The sequence below is a fragment of the Rhizobium sp. WYCCWR 11152 genome, assembly GCF_013087615.1.
Lineage (GTDB): Bacteria > Pseudomonadota > Alphaproteobacteria > Rhizobiales > Rhizobiaceae > Rhizobium > Rhizobium indicum.
Map to the genome: position 1 here is coordinate 366,614 of NZ_JABFCP010000006.1, position 14,651 is coordinate 381,264.

Consider the following 14,651-nt stretch of genomic DNA (forward strand, 5'->3'; position numbering starts at 1 on the left):
CGAACCTTGAGTTTAGTCGATGCTCAGCCTGTATCCGATGCCGCGCACGGTCTGCAGCCAGACGGGATTGGCGGGATCGTCCTCGATCTTACGCCTCAGCCGGTTGATCTGCACGTCGATCGTCCGCTCGCCGACTTCGGTATCGTTGCCGATCAGTTCATGGCGGGGGATCGTGTCGCCAGCGCGCCGCGCAAAGAGCAGCATGATCTCCTGCTCGCGGTCGGTGAGCCGGATCACCTCGCTGGCTTTCTTCAGCTCCTTGCGGGTCAGCGAGAAGGTGTAGGGGCCGAACATCACCTGTTCGATCTTCGGTCCCTCGCCACCGGCGTTGCGGCGCAGGATGTTGTTGATGCGCAGCACCAGTTCGCGCGGGTCGAATGGCTTGGAAAGATAGTCGTCGGCGCCCGCCTCGAGGCCTTCGATGCGGTTGCCCGATTCTGCCAGCGCCGTCAGCATGATGATCGGGACGTTCTTGATGGCGCGAAGCCCGCGGGTAACCTCGATGCCGGATTCGCCGGGCATCATCACATCCATGATGATCAGGTCGAAGTCGAGACCCGCAAGCTTGCGCTGCGCCTCGGCGCCGTCGGCGGCGACGGTGACGCGGAAGCCGTTTTCGGCGAGATAGCGATTGAGCAGCGCACGGATGCGGGAGTCGTCATCGACCACAAGCAAGTGCGCCGCATCGTCGGAAATATCTGTCTTGACCGCCATTCAATCCGCCTTCTGTCTGTCCCGCATGCCGCTGAGGAAAGCTTTTACGCCCTCCCGCACCTCCGCAGAAGCCCCTTCGAATGCCCGCTCAATGCGGCGCGATTGCGGCTCGGCAAGGGCAAGCGCCAGCTCTCGCCCCGATTTCGTCGGATAGAGCTTGCGCTGCCGCCGGTCTTCAGGACCTGCCACCTGGCGAATATAGCCTGAGTCGATCAGCTGTTTCAGCACCCTTGCAAGGCTCTGCTTGGTGATCTTCAGCGTTTCGAGAAGATCGGCTACCGTCATGCCGGGATTGCGGTTGACGAAATGCACGACGCGGTGATGCGCCCGGCCGAAGCCGCTCTTTTCGAGGATAGCGTCAGGATCGGAAACGAAGTCGCGATAGGCGAAGAAGAACAGCTCGATGATCTCGAAATCGATGATATCAGTATCTTCCATCGGCGTGGCTAGCGGCTCTGGCTTGCCTGCTTTCGGGCCGGTCTGTCGTGACACTCGGCATTTCCTTTCTTTTCCGCGCGCTGCCGGAAGCTTTCGCGAAGATATGTCAGCTTTATTGACATAAATTTGCGTCGCTATTAGCTTCCGCGAACTCTGCGGGAGCCCCGCACGGCCTCTCATCTCCCTGGCATTTCCCCAGAAAACAAGGCCCGTCCGGCACTCCGACGCAATACGCGATTTCCCCTTGCGTCTGTGGATAAAACGTAATGGGGACAACAATCAACAGGCATGGCGTTTGAAGCGCCGGAGGAGTTTGGGGATGGCTTCGATTCCTTTGGATCAGCTGGACGGGGACGCAGGCCAACCGCATCAATGTCGCCATCGCCATCTGGCAATGGGGCAGCTATTTCAACCCGAGCGAAAAGCTGAAGGGCCTCCGCCTCGATATCGCCGAATACCGTCGTCCCGATCCGAAGACGGCGCCCTGCGCCTCCAAGGCTGCCGGTCTCTACGTGATCTGCACCATTCCAAGCAAGCCGCCGAAGCCAAGGGCAACGCCGATGCGATGATGCTCGATTATCGCGGCCAGATCGCCGAAGCGACCGGCGCCAACATCTTCTTCACCAAGCACGGCGTCATTCATACGCCGACCCCGGATTGCTTCCTGAACGGTATCATCCGCCAGACTGTCATCGACCCGGTTTCCGAAATCGGCCCGTATCGCTTCGCGCCGTCGACGATCTCCGAAACGCCGATGAACGACTACATGAAGGAAGTCTATCCGGCGGCGATCGCCGCCGGATAAGGGCCTCACGCAATCGGTCCGGCCACTGCATAATTCCTTAAATCGGAATCGGTTTAAGGATGAAATTATGCAGCGGTTCAAAGTGCTACAGCGTCCTTTGCGCGTCTGAAAAGACGCGCGGCGCTGTAGATACAGACCCGTCGGGCCTTTATCTATGAGCCCGCGCCATGACCAGTCCGGCGAGCGTCGAGAGAATGCCGCCGCCGATCAGGCCGCCGATGCCGTCGGCGATCAGGCCAGTCATAGCCGCTTCCCCACCGACCATGCTGAGCAGCATGCCACCGGCGACGCCGCCGATCGCACCGGCGATCGTACGGGCAACGACGTTGATCGCCTGCTGCTTCAAAGCGGCGCTCGCGGCGTTGCCGCCGATTGCGCCGGCAATCAATTGTGTGATGAGCGGAAGTAGGGCTTCCATGATTTCCTCCTCTGGCGATCTCCCCGATCGCCGATCCATGCCGAATCTTCGGCATATTAGTATTTTATCATATTTTGGAGGAAAGCGTTAAGAAAAATCAACCGATGCGGGATTAAGGCAGGGAGAAGCGCCCCGGAACGAGGCGGTCCGATGTCCGCCTCGCCTCAGTTCCTGTCGATCACGTTATTGATAGACGTAGACGATCCGGCGCGTACCGGGATCGACCAGCACCGGCCGATCGTTGATCCTCGTATAGCGGTACTCGTAGTCGGGAATCGTCTGGAAGGTGACATCGCCAGGCACTTCCGCGCCGACGACGACGTCGCCGCCAAGCTGTACCGTCTGGCCCGGATTGGTGTCGATATAGGTGCGAACCGTCTCCGGCGGGGTGATGGTCTCGACCGCTCCGACGGGGCCGAGCAACTCGTCGCCCGGTGCCGGCTGCGGATCGGCCGGAACAACACTTGCGGTGGACTCGTAAGTCACGCTGGGAACGCCAATCTCGGCGCGGTGCTGTTCGACGATGACAGAGCTGCCGCCATGATCGACCTGCAGATAATCGGCATAGACCCAGCCGCGCATGCCGTTGACGTCGACACGGCACCAGCGGCTGCCTTCGATGCAGCCATCAAGCACCGCGGTCGAACCGCGGGTAGCAAGGCCGACCGTCGGATATTGCGGCCCCGGGCCGGCGCGAACGTTGAGATCATTGACCGTCGTGGCCATCATCTCCGCCTGCGCAAGACCACCGCTTGCCAGGAGCACGGCTCCAGCCAACAGAATGTTTCTCTTCAAGGTCATGTGAGCGTCTCCTTGGTTTCGATGGGCTGACAACGCACGGGGTTCCACGATGTTCCCCGGCCCTCCGCCCAGCGAAACACCGCTTGCGGGAGATTTCGTCCAAGTCCCTTGAAGAATTGAGCAAAATTCGATTTTTCCGCTCTATGGCAATGGCGAAGAGAGGCATAAACTCTTGTTGCAGTCCGTCTTTTTGCCGTGAGGCAGGCCGCCATGGTGGAAGATTCCGGCTGTCCTTGCAGCGGTTTCGGACTATACCCGAAGCAGCAGAGACACCAAGCGAGGCACTTATGGGCATGCTCCAGGCCGGCATCATTCCGGTGACACCCTTCCAGCAGAACTGCACCATCTTCTTCGATCCCGATACCAAGGAAGGCGTCGTCGTCGATCCCGGCGGCGACGTGCCGCTCATCCTGCAGGCGATTGCCCAGAACGGCCTGAACATCAAGGAAATCTGGCTGACACACGGCCATCTCGACCATGCCGGCGGTGCCAGCGAATTGAAGGAGGCCCTCGGCATCGACGTGGTCGGCCCGCATCAGGACGATCTGCCGCTGCTGCAGCGGATCGAAACCCAGGCTGAAAAATACGGCATATCAGGATTGCGCGACGTCGTGCCCGACCGCTGGCTGAAGGACGGCGACAAGATCTCTTTCGGCGCCCATGAATTCGAAGTCTATCACACACCCGGCCACGCCCCCGGCCACGTCATCTATTTCAACCGCACGCAGAATTTCGCTCATCTCGGCGACGTGCTTTTCAACGGCTCGATCGGCCGCACCGATCTGCCCGGCGGCAATCATCAGCAGCTTCTCGATTCGATCCGCGACAAGGTATTACCGCTCGGCGACGACGTCGGCTTCATCTGTGGCCACGGCCCCGGCAGCCGCATCGGCGACGAGCGGCGAAGCAATCCATTTCTGCAGGAGATCAGACCTCGTAGAGGATCCGATGCGGCCACGTCAGGCGAAGCCCCGAACAACTGATGCATTCGCCCAAAGTGCGCAGCGGTTTTGGGATAACGACTTGCATAAAATAAAGACTTGAAGCGCGTCGCGTGAATCCGATTCGACGCGACGCGCTTTAGTGTGAGCTCGCGCTCACATCATCTTTTGGCCGTTCGGCACCGGCTGTTCGATCGCAGCAAGCACGATCGCGCCGTTCTCATCCTCGAAACCCAGCGTCAGTACTTCCGAGCGGAATGGCCCGATCTGGCGCGGCGGGAAATTGACGACGCCGAGCACCTGCCGGCCGATCAAGCTTTCCGGCGTATAATGCACGGTGATCTGCGCTGAGGATTTTTTAATGCCGATGTCAGGACCGAAATCGATCAGGAGTTTGAACGCCGGCTTGCGCGCCTCCGGAAAGGGACTGGCTTCGATGATCGTTCCGACGCGGATATCGACACGCTCGAAATCGGCGTAGGTGATCTCTTCGGCCATATGGTCTCCGTCAGCCAGCCAGTTCCTCGGCCCGCTTGCGCGCCGCCGCAAGGGCTGCGTCGAACAAGGGCTGCATGCCGTCTTCGGCCATCAGCACGGCGAGCGCCGCCGCCGTGGTACCGCCGGGAGAGGTCACATTCTCGCGCAGCCGCGAAGCGTCGTCGGGGGACTGGTGCATGAGTTCACCAGCCCCCGCGACTGTTTCCCGCGCAAGACGCATGGCGAGGTCCGCCTGCAGGCCGAGTTTACGGCCTGCCTCCGCCATACATTCGACGAGATAGAATACATAAGCCGGACCGCTGCCCGAAAGCGCCGTCACGGCATCGATATCGGCTTCCGCCGGCACCCATTCGACCGGCCCCGAGACGCGCAGAAGGGAATGGACGCGTTCGCGCTGCGGATCGCTGACCCCTGAATTCGCAAACGCGCCGGTGACGCCGCGCCCGACCATGGCTGGCGTATTCGGCATGGCCCGCACCATGGCGGCCTTGCCGAGATGTTTCTTGAGGAAACCGAGCGTCTTGCCGGCTGCGACCGAGACGACGACCGTGTCCGGCCCGACGGCGCTCTTCACCGCCGGCAGCACCGTCTCCATCACCTGTGGCTTGACCGCCAGGAACAGCACACTTGCCTTCAAATCCGTGGGAAGCGCGGTCAGATGGGTCGCGCCAGCCTCGTTGATCGTCGAAAGCATGGCCGGCGACGGGCCGGGATCGACAACGATGACGGCCGAGCCCGGAACGCCGCTTTTCAGCCAGCCGGAGAGCATCGCCCCGCCCATGTTTCCGGCACCGATCAGAACGACGGGATGTGTCGAGGAGAAAGCCTTCGTCGGCATCTTATGCCTCGCCGACCGTTTCAAACAGCACGGCTTCCATCGCCTTCGTCGCTTCCATGCCCGACCAGACGACGAACTGGAATGCCTGAAAATAGGCCTCGCAGGTATCGAGCGCGCTGGAAAGCAGCACCTCCACCTGGCGATTGGTAGGCTCCGCACCGCCGGCAAGCAGCAGCGATTGGCGGAAAATGACAACATCTTCCTGGCGCCAGAGGTCGAAATGACCCATCAGCACCTGCCCGTTGATCGCCGAGAGCAGCTTGACCACCTCGTTGACCCTGATGTCGGGAACTTTGATATCGAAGGCGCAGCCAAGGTGCAGCGCCTCGAATTCCTCCATCCAGGAGAAGGAGACGTGGTAGTCCGTCCAGCGCCCCTCGACCGTCATCGCGATCTCGTCCTCGCCGGACCGTTCGAACGACCAGTCGTTGTTGGAGGCAACGTACTCGATCATATCGACCGGGTTCGACTGACGCTCGACTTCCAATTCCATCAGGTTCATGCAGCACCTTCTTGACCGGAACGAATGCGACCTAACTTGGTGTACGAACACAAGAAAGACACACGCAAAATACCGGAACCACCACTCGGATGATCGTTGAACCGCTGCCAGACTTAACGCAGATAACCTGCCCGGAGCTTACCAAGTCGCTTCGAATCATCATTTAAAATCAGTGTATAGCGCCCCTTGCCCCCTGCCAGCCCCCCGAACGGAAAATAGGACCGGCCACTGTGGAAAGGCTCTTCGAAATTCAATTCAGAAGGGAGAATAAGCGACTCTGCGAATTGGCTTTTTTGGCAGTGTCCACAGGTGGAAAACTCACCTGGTTTTTTTACGGAAGATGCGGCGTGTGGCATGAAGGCAACGCCGCATCTGTGTCTTATCGGGACTTAAGCGCCCTCGCCGGCAAGCTTCGCCTCGAGCGCTGCGATGCGGGCGGCAAGCGCCTCGTTCTCGTCGCGTGCCTTGATCGCCATCTCGCGCACGGCCTCGAACTCCTCGCGCTTGACGATGTCCATGCTGTTCAGCCAACGCTCGGCCTGGGCGTTGAAGGCGGTTTCGATCTCCTTGCGGACGCCCTGGGCGGCACCGGCCGCATCGGTCATCAGCTTGGCGAATTCGTCCATGATTCGGTTCGTTCCGGTCGTCATGGCGTTTTTCTCCCTTGGCATGAGGTGAATTCAGCCCTTCAGGGCCTCGAGGATTGAGGTAGGGCTTCGCCATCGACGATGCAAGCGCTTTACACGGGATAAGCTTGCCGGAACCGGCCGGGAACTGGCCATCACGAACAATGGACTTGACCGTCCGGGATCGCAGCGGCATGTTCCGCGCAACTCAACGGGTGGAAAACCTTGCCGACAGCAGCCGATCTCCTTGCCATCATGCCTTTCCCGGATATCGATCCGATCGCCTTTTCGATCGGTCCGCTGGCGATTCACTGGTACGGTCTCGCTTACGTCGCCGGCATCCTGCTCGGCTGGGCCTATGCGCGCCGCATCGCCGCCAATGACAGTCTCTGGCCCGGCAACGTCTCGCCGATATCAAAGACGCAGCTCGACGATTTCATCGTCTGGGCAGCGCTTGGCGTCGTCCTCGGCGGTCGTCTCGGCTATATTTTCTTCTATGATCTCCCCGCCGTCCTGCGCAGTCCCGTCCGTGCGCTGGAGATCTGGAATGGCGGCATGTCCTTCCACGGCGGTCTGACCGGCACGACGATCGCGATGATCCTCTTTGCCCGCCGCAACGCCATCCCGGTCTGGAGCCTGTTCGACATCGTCGCCGCCGTCGTTCCCTTCGGCCTGTTCTTCGGCCGCATCGCCAATTTCATCAATGGCGAACTGTGGGGCCGGTTGACCGACGTGCCCTGGGCCGTGGTCTTCCCGACCGGCGGTCCCTTCGCCCGCCATCCGAGCCAGCTTTACGAAGCCGGCCTCGAAGGCATCGTTCTGCTCCTGGTGCTGGCCGCCTTCGTCTATGGCTTGCGCGCGCTGAAAAGCCCCGGCTTCATTACAGGCGTCTTCGTCTGCGGTTATGCGCTGTCACGCATCTTCGTCGAATTCTTCCGCGAGCCTGATGCCCAGCTCGGTTACCTTCTCGGCACGAACTGGCTGACCATGGGCATGGTGCTCTCCTCCCCGATGATCCTGCTTGGCCTCTGGGCGATGCTGCGGGCTCGCCGCCAGGCTGCGCTGCAGCTCTGAAAACGGCAGGACGCGCGACATGACCACCGCTCTAGGCGAAAAGATCAAGGCGATTATCCAGGCCAACGGCCCGATCAGCGTCACCGATTATTTCTCGCTCTGCCTGGCAGACCCCGAACACGGCTATTACCGCACCCGCGAGCCCTTCGGCCGTTCCGGTGATTTCGTCACCGCGCCGGAGGTCAGCCAGATCTTCGGCGAGATGATCGGCGTCTTCATCGTCCATGCGTGGCAGCGCCACGGCACACCGACTGATGTGCGCCTCGTCGAGATCGGCCCCGGCCGCGGCACCATGATATCAGACATGCTGCGCGTCATCTCCCGCATCGCTCCACCGCTTTTCGACGCCATGACCGTGCATCTCGTCGAAACCAGCGAGCGGCTGCGCGACGTCCAGAGCCAGACGCTCGAACCCCACGGCGAGAAGATCACCTGGCACGATGGCTTCGACGAAGTACCGCCCGGCTTCACGCTGATTGCCGCCAACGAACTCTTCGACGCCATCCCGATCCGCCAGTTCGTCCGCATGCCGACGGGTTTCCGTGAGCGCATGGTCGGTATCGACGCCGATGGCGAGCTGACTTTCGCCGCCGGCGTCGCCGGTCTCGATCCCACGCTTCTTCCCGAACCGGTGCAGAACGTGCCGGTCGGCACCCTCTTTGAGATCTCGCCTGCCCGCCAGGCGGTGATGATAGCGATCTGCGAGCGGCTGCGCACCTTCGGCGGCACGGCGCTTACGATCGACTACGGCCATCTCGTCACCGGCTTTGGCGATACGCTGCAGGCGGTGCGCATGCATGAATTCGACCCGCCGCTCGCCCATCCCGGCGAAGCCGATCTGACGAGCCATGTCGACTTCCAGCAGCTCGCCGAAACGGCGCTCGCGGCCGGCCTCCATCTGAACGGCGCCCTGCATCAGGGTGATTTCCTGACCGGCCTCGGCATCCTCGAGCGCGCAACCGCCCTCGGCCGCGATCGCGAGCTGCAAACCCAGCAGGTCATCCAGGCGGCGGTCGAAAGGCTCGCCGGCGCCGGTGAAGGCCGGATGGGCGAACTCTTCAAGGTGATGGCGGTCTCCTATCCCGCCCTCGATCTCATGCCCTTTCGTCCGGTGGATTGACAGGGCGCACGCGGCTGGTTCAACATCCGCCCGAAACAAGAACTTGAAGCGCGCCGTATATGCGATGCGCTTGGGATAATAACAAACCCCTCGAAAACCCCGGAATCACAGATGCAGGACGCGGCCTCTCCCGCACCGATCGAAAGCGCGCTCCTGAACGAAGCGGCGGGCGCCACGATCCGGCACGGTTATTTCACTCGGGCCGGCGGCGTTTCCGAAGGGCTGTATCGCGGCCTCAATGTCGGCCTCGGCTCCAGCGACGAACGCGACAAGGTCCTGGAGAACCGCCGTCGCGTCGCCGCCTGGTTCGGCTTGCCGGTCGAGCGGCTGGCAACCGTGCATCAGGTCCATTCCCCCGATGTCGTGACGATCGGCGCCGATTACGACGGCGCCCGCCCCGACGCGGATGCGATGGTAACGCGCACTCCTTGCATTGCGCTTGGCGTGCTCGCCGCCGATTGCGGACCCATCCTGTTTGCCGACCCGGACAATCGCGTCATCGGTGCCGCCCACGCCGGCTGGAAGGGGGCGCTGACGGGCGTGCTCGAAAACACCATCGCCGCCATGGAGGCGCTCGGTGCGGACCGCGCTCGCATCGTCGCCTGCCTCGGCCCCTCGATCAGCCAGGCGAGCTATGAGGTCGGCCCTGAGTTCGTCGAGCGTTTCGTCGCCGAAAACCCGGAGGACGAGCGCTTTTTCGTACCTTCCGAAGCGCCCGGCCACGCCATGTTCGACCTGCCGGCGCTGACGGTCGACCGGTTGACGAAAGCCGGCGTGCGTGCCGAAAGCCTCGGCCTCTGCACCTATCCGGACAATGAGCGCTTCTTTTCCTACCGTAGGACGACACATCGCAAGGAGCCGGATTACGGCCGCCAGATTTCCGCGATATCAATCAGGGAGACTTGAGCAGAATGGCACTGCATTTCGAAAAGGCCGAATTCGCAAGCCGGCTTGCGCGCCTCACCGAGAAGATGAAGGAAGAAAAGCTCGACGCCTTGCTGCTCTTCGCCCAGGAAAGCATGTACTGGCTGACCGGCTACGACACCTTCGGCTACTGCTTCTTCCAGACGCTGGTCGTCAAGAGCGACGGCACCATGGCGCTGATCACCCGCTCGGCCGATCTTCGCCAGGCCAGGCATACCTCGATCCTCGAGGACATCCATATCTGGGTCGACCGGGTCAATGCCGACCCGACGCTCGACTTGAAGAACCTGCTGGTCGAGATGGACCTGCTCGGCGCCCGCATCGGCATCGAATATGATACGCACGGCATGACCGGCCGCGTCGCCCGGCTGCTCGACGCACAATTGACCACCTTCGGCCAGATCGTCGACGCCTCCTACCTCGTCAGCCGCCTGCGCCTGATCAAGAGCCCGACGGAGGTCGCCTATGTCGAGCGCGCCGCCGTTCTCGCCGACGATGCGCTCGATGCCGCGATCCGGCTGACAAAACCTGGCGCCGACGAGGCCGATATCCTCGCCGCCATGCAGGGCGCGATCTTTTCCGGCGGCGGCGACTACCCCGCCAACGAGTTCATCATCGGCTCCGGCGCCGATGCCCTGCTTTGCCGCTACAAGGCCGGCCGCCGCAAGCTCGACGCCAACGACCAGCTGACGCTCGAATGGGCCGGCGCCTATGCGCATTACCATGCCGCCATGATGCGCACGATCGTCATCGGCGAGCCGACGCATCGCCACCGCGAGCTTTATAACGCTTGCCGTGAAACTATCGAGGCGATCGAGACCGTGCTCAAGCCCGGCCAGACCTTTGGCGATGTCTTCGACATGCATGCCAGGATCATTGACGAGCGCGGCCTGGCCCGCCACCGGCTGAATGCCTGCGGTTATTCGCTCGGCGCCCGCTTCTCGCCCTCCTGGATGGAGCATCAGATGTTCCATGTCGGCAATCCGCAGCCGATCGAGCCGAACATGTCGCTCTTCGTGCACATGATCATCGCCGATTCCGATACTGGCACGGCGATGACGCTCGGCCAGACCTATCTGACGACAGCGGACGCGCCGCGCGCGCTATCCCGCCATCCGCTCGATTTCATCGGGCTCTGACCGGTGAGAATCCGGAATTGACAGATGACCGTCCCCACCCGCATAAATTCGGGTGGGGCTGATTGCGATTGCGGGAAGGACAGACCAAGGGATGACGCGAGCTGCGATTGTGCCCACGCTCCTGTTCGTCATGGCTCTATTGACAGCCTGCAATACGACCGATGCGCTGACGCCCCAGGTCGATATCGGCAATTCCTCCGGGGGAGCCCCGTCGAGCCCGGTGACGCAGAGCGAAGCCGAGCGTTTGGCGGGCACCCGCCAGCCGCGTTTCTCGGGAAGCTCGCAGCAGGGCGGCTACCATCCAGCCTATGATCAGTCGCAGCGGGCCTATCGGCCCGGCACCGGCGCGGCGCCGACGACGATGCAGGAACAGGCAGACGCCCTGTCGAGAAGCGGCTCCTCACCGGCCGCCTCTGCTCCGATCGACGGACAATCGCTGCCCCCGCCGGCGGCCAGTGGTGAGCTTGCCGCACAACCGGCTCCGCCGGCCGAGGCGCAACAGCCGCAGCAGACCGCCGCCCTCCCCCCCAGTTCCTCCTCCGCCCGCGGCAATACCGTGCGCTTCCTACCGATCATCGGCGCGCCGGTGCAGGCCGTGACACCGCTCTCGCGCCAGCTCGGTGCCGAGGCGCGCGCGCACGGCCTTTCCATCAAGAGTTCGAACGACGCGAGCAGCGACTACATCCTCAAGGGCTACCTCTCCGCCTTCAGCGACGATGGCAAGGTCACCGTGGTCTATGTCTGGGACATTCTCGACAGCGGCGGCGGCCGCCTGCACCGCATCCAGGGCCAGGAAAGCGTGCCGACGGCCGCGGCCGATCCATGGGCGGGCGTTCCAGCCTCGGTGATGCAGCAGATCGCCTCGAAAACCATCGCGGAATTCTCTTCCTGGCGGCAGGCTCAGGGCGGTTAGTCACAAACTTTTTGCAAATATGGAAGCCTGTGGCGCCTTTGCCCTTGCATTCACGGGGAAGCTGACTAAAAAGCGCGGCTATCAGCGCGTAACAGGCGGACCAAAATGAAGGTTTTCGCGGGCAATTCGAACCGGCAACTCGCCGAAGCGATCTGCAACTATCTCAACGTTCCCTTGGGGAAAGCCAGTGTTCGAAGGTTTGCCGATCAGGAAATCTTCGTGGAAATCCAGGAAAATGTGCGCGGCGAGGACGTTTTCCTTGTACAGCCCACCGCTTTTCCCGCAAACGACCACCTGATGGAACTGCTGATCATGATCGACGCCATGCGTCGTTCCTCAGCCCGCCGTATCACCGCCGTCCTTCCCTATTTCGGCTATGCGCGTCAGGACCGCCGTGCTTCAGGCCGCACGCCGATCTCCGCCAAGCTGGTCGCAAACCTCATTACCGAAGCCGGCGCCGACCGTGTCATGACGCTCGATCTCCATGCCGGGCAGATCCAAGGCTTCTTCGATATCCCGACCGACAATCTATTCGCCATGCCCGTGCTGACGCGCGACATCAAGAGCCATTATGACCTCAGCAACGTCGTGGTCGTCTCGCCTGACGTCGGTGGTGTGGTTCGCGCCCGCGCGCTTGCCAAGCGGCTGGACTGTCTTCTGGCCATCGTCGACAAGCGTCGCGAGCGGCCGGGTGAATCCGAAGTCATGAACATCATCGGCGACATCAGCGGCAAGGACTGCCTGCTGATCGACGACATCGTCGATTCCGGCGGCACGCTCTGCAACGCGGCCGACGCGATGCTGGCCAAGGGCGCATCCAGCGTCACCGCCTATATCACCCACGGCGTTCTCTCGGGCGGCGCAGTCACCCGCGTCACTTCCTCGAAGCTGCGCGAACTCGTCATCACGGATTCGATCCAGCCGACCACCGCGGTTCTCTCGGCGCACAATATCCGCATCGTGACCACGGCCCCTCTGATCGGCGAAGCCATCAGCCGAACGGCTCAGGAAGAGTCCGTCTCCAGCCTCTTCGATTAAAAAGAGCCGGCATTCGACCGGCTCTTTCAATTTCTGCATCAGAGACCAAGCTATTACCGGGCATGCGCTCCGAGCCGCATGAATTGCTGGCCCGTTGATTGTCGCCGAGCCGCGTTCGGCGACTACGAAAGCCCAGAATAAACCGCCGTTACGATCGTTGGGCACAAAAAAGCCGGCACAAGGCCGGCTTCTTTTCATTTCTGATCCCAATTGATAACGCTCAAGGCTGCTGCGGCGGCGCAGGTACCGCGTCCTGCCCCTGATCCGGTTCCTGCTCCTGGTCTGACTCCAGCCCCTGATCTTGATCCTGGTCCGGGCCATCCGGCCCCTTGACCACCTGCCCGTTGACGGCGATCGCGCCGTCGCGGCTGATGCTGATGTCCCAGCGCGAACGGCCATCTGCATCGGTCTTGGCGAAGCCCTTCACCATCATGATGCCGAAGGAAACCTGGTTGAGATCGGGATCCGTCTTGGCAAGCTCCTGAACCGCGGCAATCGTCTTGTCGAGATCACGGGCAAGGATCGTCGCTTCCATCGAATAGTCCTTTTCGGTGTCGACCCGCCCCTCGATCTTGCCGGTCATATCGAGGTCGTAGACATCGGATTTGGCGCTGATCTTCGGAAACTCGACGGCGAGCCGGCCGTCGCGGAAGAGCTTCTTCGCCATCTCCTCGCCGCTCGTCTCAGGCGCCTCGGCGCTGCTGAAATCCACCGCCATGAATGCGTCGCCGAAGGTTGCGAAATCCATATTCGGAATGGCCAGCTGCAGATCGAAGCTGGTCGGCACGAAAGGCGAATAGCTTGCCGGCATCAGCGGGCTGTCGAGGCTGATATCCTGCGCATTGATGCCGAAGCCGAAACGCATGGCGTCGCTCGGCCCGTCGACAGCCACATTGTAATCGAACGCCTTGACGCCGCCATTGCCCATCTGGCTGCTGATGGTCAGATTGTTGACCCCGATCGTTTCGCTGAACGAGGCAAGAAGCGGGAAGGCTTGCTTGAGCATTCCCTTTATCTTGTCGCTGTTTTCGGGGCTCAGTTCCTTCTCTTCGAGATGGTCGAGAACGAAAAGGACGATCTCGCGGATTTGCTTGGCCGGCAGGCCGTTTACCTTGGCATCGAAATCGATCGAATCAGCCCGGATTTCAACGGGCGGCATTTGCAGGCCGGAAACCTGCTCGACGAAAGTGGACATCGAGCCGCTGCCCGCAAAATCGATACGCCCGTTGCCGCCCGCGCTGTCCGTCGAACTCAGCTTTTGGTCGATCGCGGCGATGCTGGCATGGACTTCCTCGGTGTCGGACTTGCTGGTGACCTTGATGTCCTTGCCGGTGAAGGTGCCGGAGCGCAGATAGCTGATCGCCGGGTCGAAGACGCCGGTGTAGACAAGCGAAGCGATGGAATAGGAAAAATCCGTCGGCTTCTGGTCGGGGCCCTTGAAATGGCCGGAAACGTTGAGGTTGTTGTCACCCTCGATGTTCCAGAGCCCGCTGTCGAGCGGCGTGGCGAACATCGAGAACGGCGTCAGCCCGTTGATCGCGAATGTCGCCGGATCGGCCTTGGCAAGCAGCTTCGCCAGATCGTAGATGATCTCGTATCGCGCCCCCGCCGGATTGACCGTGATCAGGCCGCTCTTCGCCAGATCCTCGGGAAGCAGCTTCGTCAGCGTGTCTTTGACCGCATTGGCGCCATCCTGATTGATCTCGACACCCTGGGCCGTGGTGACAAGGCAAAGTGCCAGCAAGCTCGTTGCCGTGACAAGTTTGAGACGCATAGTCCGATTTCTCCTCAGCCGCTTTTTTGAATGCGGGCCATCCAAAGATGCGAAGCGCGCCGATGTCAACCTCAGCTGCGGCAGAGAA

16 protein-coding genes and 1 pseudogene are annotated in these 14,651 nt (G+C 61.6%); 8 read left to right on the forward strand and 9 right to left on the reverse strand.

All coding sequences use genetic code 11. The annotated features are described in order from the left end of the window. Positions 1–12: 12 nt before the first annotated feature. Both G9X67_RS07745 and G9X67_RS07750 read right to left on the reverse strand, forming a co-directional pair. Positions 13–714 (reverse strand): response regulator transcription factor, encoded by a 702-nt coding sequence (locus G9X67_RS07745; protein ID WP_011652933.1) that lies wholly within the window; start codon positions 712–714, stop codon positions 13–15. Further along, positions 715–1,206 (reverse strand): MarR family transcriptional regulator, encoded by a 492-nt coding sequence (locus tag G9X67_RS07750; protein ID WP_017989072.1) that lies wholly within the window; start codon positions 1,204–1,206, stop codon positions 715–717. 308 nt (positions 1,207–1,514) lie between these two features. On the opposite strand from G9X67_RS07750, the pseudogene G9X67_RS07755 reads away from it, so the two are divergent. Then, positions 1,515–1,957 (forward strand): annotated as a pseudogene (locus G9X67_RS07755) (aminotransferase class IV); the annotation flags it as partial. A gap of 148 nt (positions 1,958–2,105) precedes the next feature. Here G9X67_RS07755 and G9X67_RS07760 read toward each other — a convergent pair. Together G9X67_RS07760 and G9X67_RS07765 are read right to left on the reverse strand one after the other, a co-directional pair. After that, entirely contained in the window at positions 2,106–2,375 is a 270-nt protein-coding gene (locus G9X67_RS07760) for a hypothetical protein (RefSeq protein ID WP_003541697.1), read from the reverse strand. A gap of 183 nt (positions 2,376–2,558) precedes the next feature. After that, positions 2,559–3,176 (reverse strand): DUF1236 domain-containing protein, encoded by a 618-nt coding sequence (locus G9X67_RS07765; protein ID WP_168310655.1) that lies wholly within the window; start codon positions 3,174–3,176, stop codon positions 2,559–2,561. 287 nt (positions 3,177–3,463) lie between these two features. On the opposite strand from G9X67_RS07765, the gene G9X67_RS07770 reads away from it, so the two are divergent. After that, complete coding sequence (locus tag G9X67_RS07770) at positions 3,464–4,159, forward strand: MBL fold metallo-hydrolase (protein ID WP_171598439.1); 696 nt, start codon at positions 3,464–3,466, stop codon at positions 4,157–4,159. A gap of 114 nt (positions 4,160–4,273) precedes the next feature. Here G9X67_RS07770 and G9X67_RS07775 read toward each other — a convergent pair whose 3' ends face one another. The 4 genes from G9X67_RS07775 to G9X67_RS07790 all read right to left on the reverse strand — a co-directional run bounded on the left by G9X67_RS07775 (position 4,274) and on the right by G9X67_RS07790 (position 6,605). Next, positions 4,274–4,615, reverse strand: a complete 342-nt coding sequence (locus G9X67_RS07775) for a tRNA-binding protein (protein WP_171598440.1) — start codon at positions 4,613–4,615, stop codon at positions 4,274–4,276. Between the two features lie 10 nt (positions 4,616–4,625). Beyond that, positions 4,626–5,453, reverse strand: coding sequence for a pyrroline-5-carboxylate reductase (proC, locus tag G9X67_RS07780; protein ID WP_171598441.1), 828 nt, complete (start codon positions 5,451–5,453; stop codon positions 4,626–4,628). 1 nt (position 5,454) lies between these two features. Continuing rightward, positions 5,455–5,955 (reverse strand): YbjN domain-containing protein, encoded by a 501-nt coding sequence (locus tag G9X67_RS07785; protein WP_003541709.1) that lies wholly within the window; start codon positions 5,953–5,955, stop codon positions 5,455–5,457. 389 nt (positions 5,956–6,344) lie between these two features. Continuing rightward, a complete protein-coding gene (locus tag G9X67_RS07790) occupies positions 6,345–6,605 on the reverse strand; it encodes an accessory factor UbiK family protein (protein ID WP_003541711.1) in 261 nt (86 codons plus the stop codon). A gap of 201 nt (positions 6,606–6,806) precedes the next feature. Here G9X67_RS07790 and lgt point away from each other — a divergent pair, with 201 nt between their 5' ends. The 6 genes from lgt to G9X67_RS07820 all read left to right on the forward strand — a co-directional run bounded on the left by lgt (position 6,807) and on the right by G9X67_RS07820 (position 12,789). Then, a complete protein-coding gene (lgt, locus tag G9X67_RS07795; protein WP_138386934.1) occupies positions 6,807–7,655 on the forward strand; it encodes a prolipoprotein diacylglyceryl transferase in 849 nt (282 codons plus the stop codon). Between the two features lie 19 nt (positions 7,656–7,674). Beyond that, entirely contained in the window at positions 7,675–8,775 is a 1,101-nt protein-coding gene (locus G9X67_RS07800; protein ID WP_138330402.1) for a class I SAM-dependent methyltransferase, read from the forward strand. Between the two features lie 111 nt (positions 8,776–8,886). Continuing rightward, positions 8,887–9,681: a peptidoglycan editing factor PgeF gene (pgeF, locus tag G9X67_RS07805; protein WP_138386932.1), complete on the forward strand. Its 795-nt coding sequence runs from the start codon at positions 8,887–8,889 to the stop codon at positions 9,679–9,681. Positions 9,682–9,686: 5 nt separating this feature from the next. Continuing rightward, on the forward strand, positions 9,687–10,838 hold the full coding sequence (locus G9X67_RS07810; RefSeq protein ID WP_017961468.1) for a Xaa-Pro peptidase family protein: 1,152 nt from the start codon (positions 9,687–9,689) through the stop codon (positions 10,836–10,838). Positions 10,839–10,929: 91 nt separating this feature from the next. Then, complete coding sequence (locus G9X67_RS07815; RefSeq protein ID WP_138386930.1) at positions 10,930–11,751, forward strand: hypothetical protein; 822 nt, start codon at positions 10,930–10,932, stop codon at positions 11,749–11,751. A gap of 105 nt (positions 11,752–11,856) precedes the next feature. After that, positions 11,857–12,789 carry a ribose-phosphate pyrophosphokinase gene (locus G9X67_RS07820; protein ID WP_163882283.1) on the forward strand — a complete coding sequence of 311 codons (933 nt, stop codon included), beginning with the start codon at positions 11,857–11,859 and terminating at the stop codon, positions 12,787–12,789. Positions 12,790–13,009: 220 nt separating this feature from the next. Here G9X67_RS07820 and G9X67_RS07825 read toward each other — a convergent pair whose 3' ends face one another. Next, positions 13,010–14,563, reverse strand: a complete 1,554-nt coding sequence (locus tag G9X67_RS07825) for a hypothetical protein (protein WP_138386928.1) — start codon at positions 14,561–14,563, stop codon at positions 13,010–13,012. Positions 14,564–14,651 lie beyond the last annotated feature (88 nt).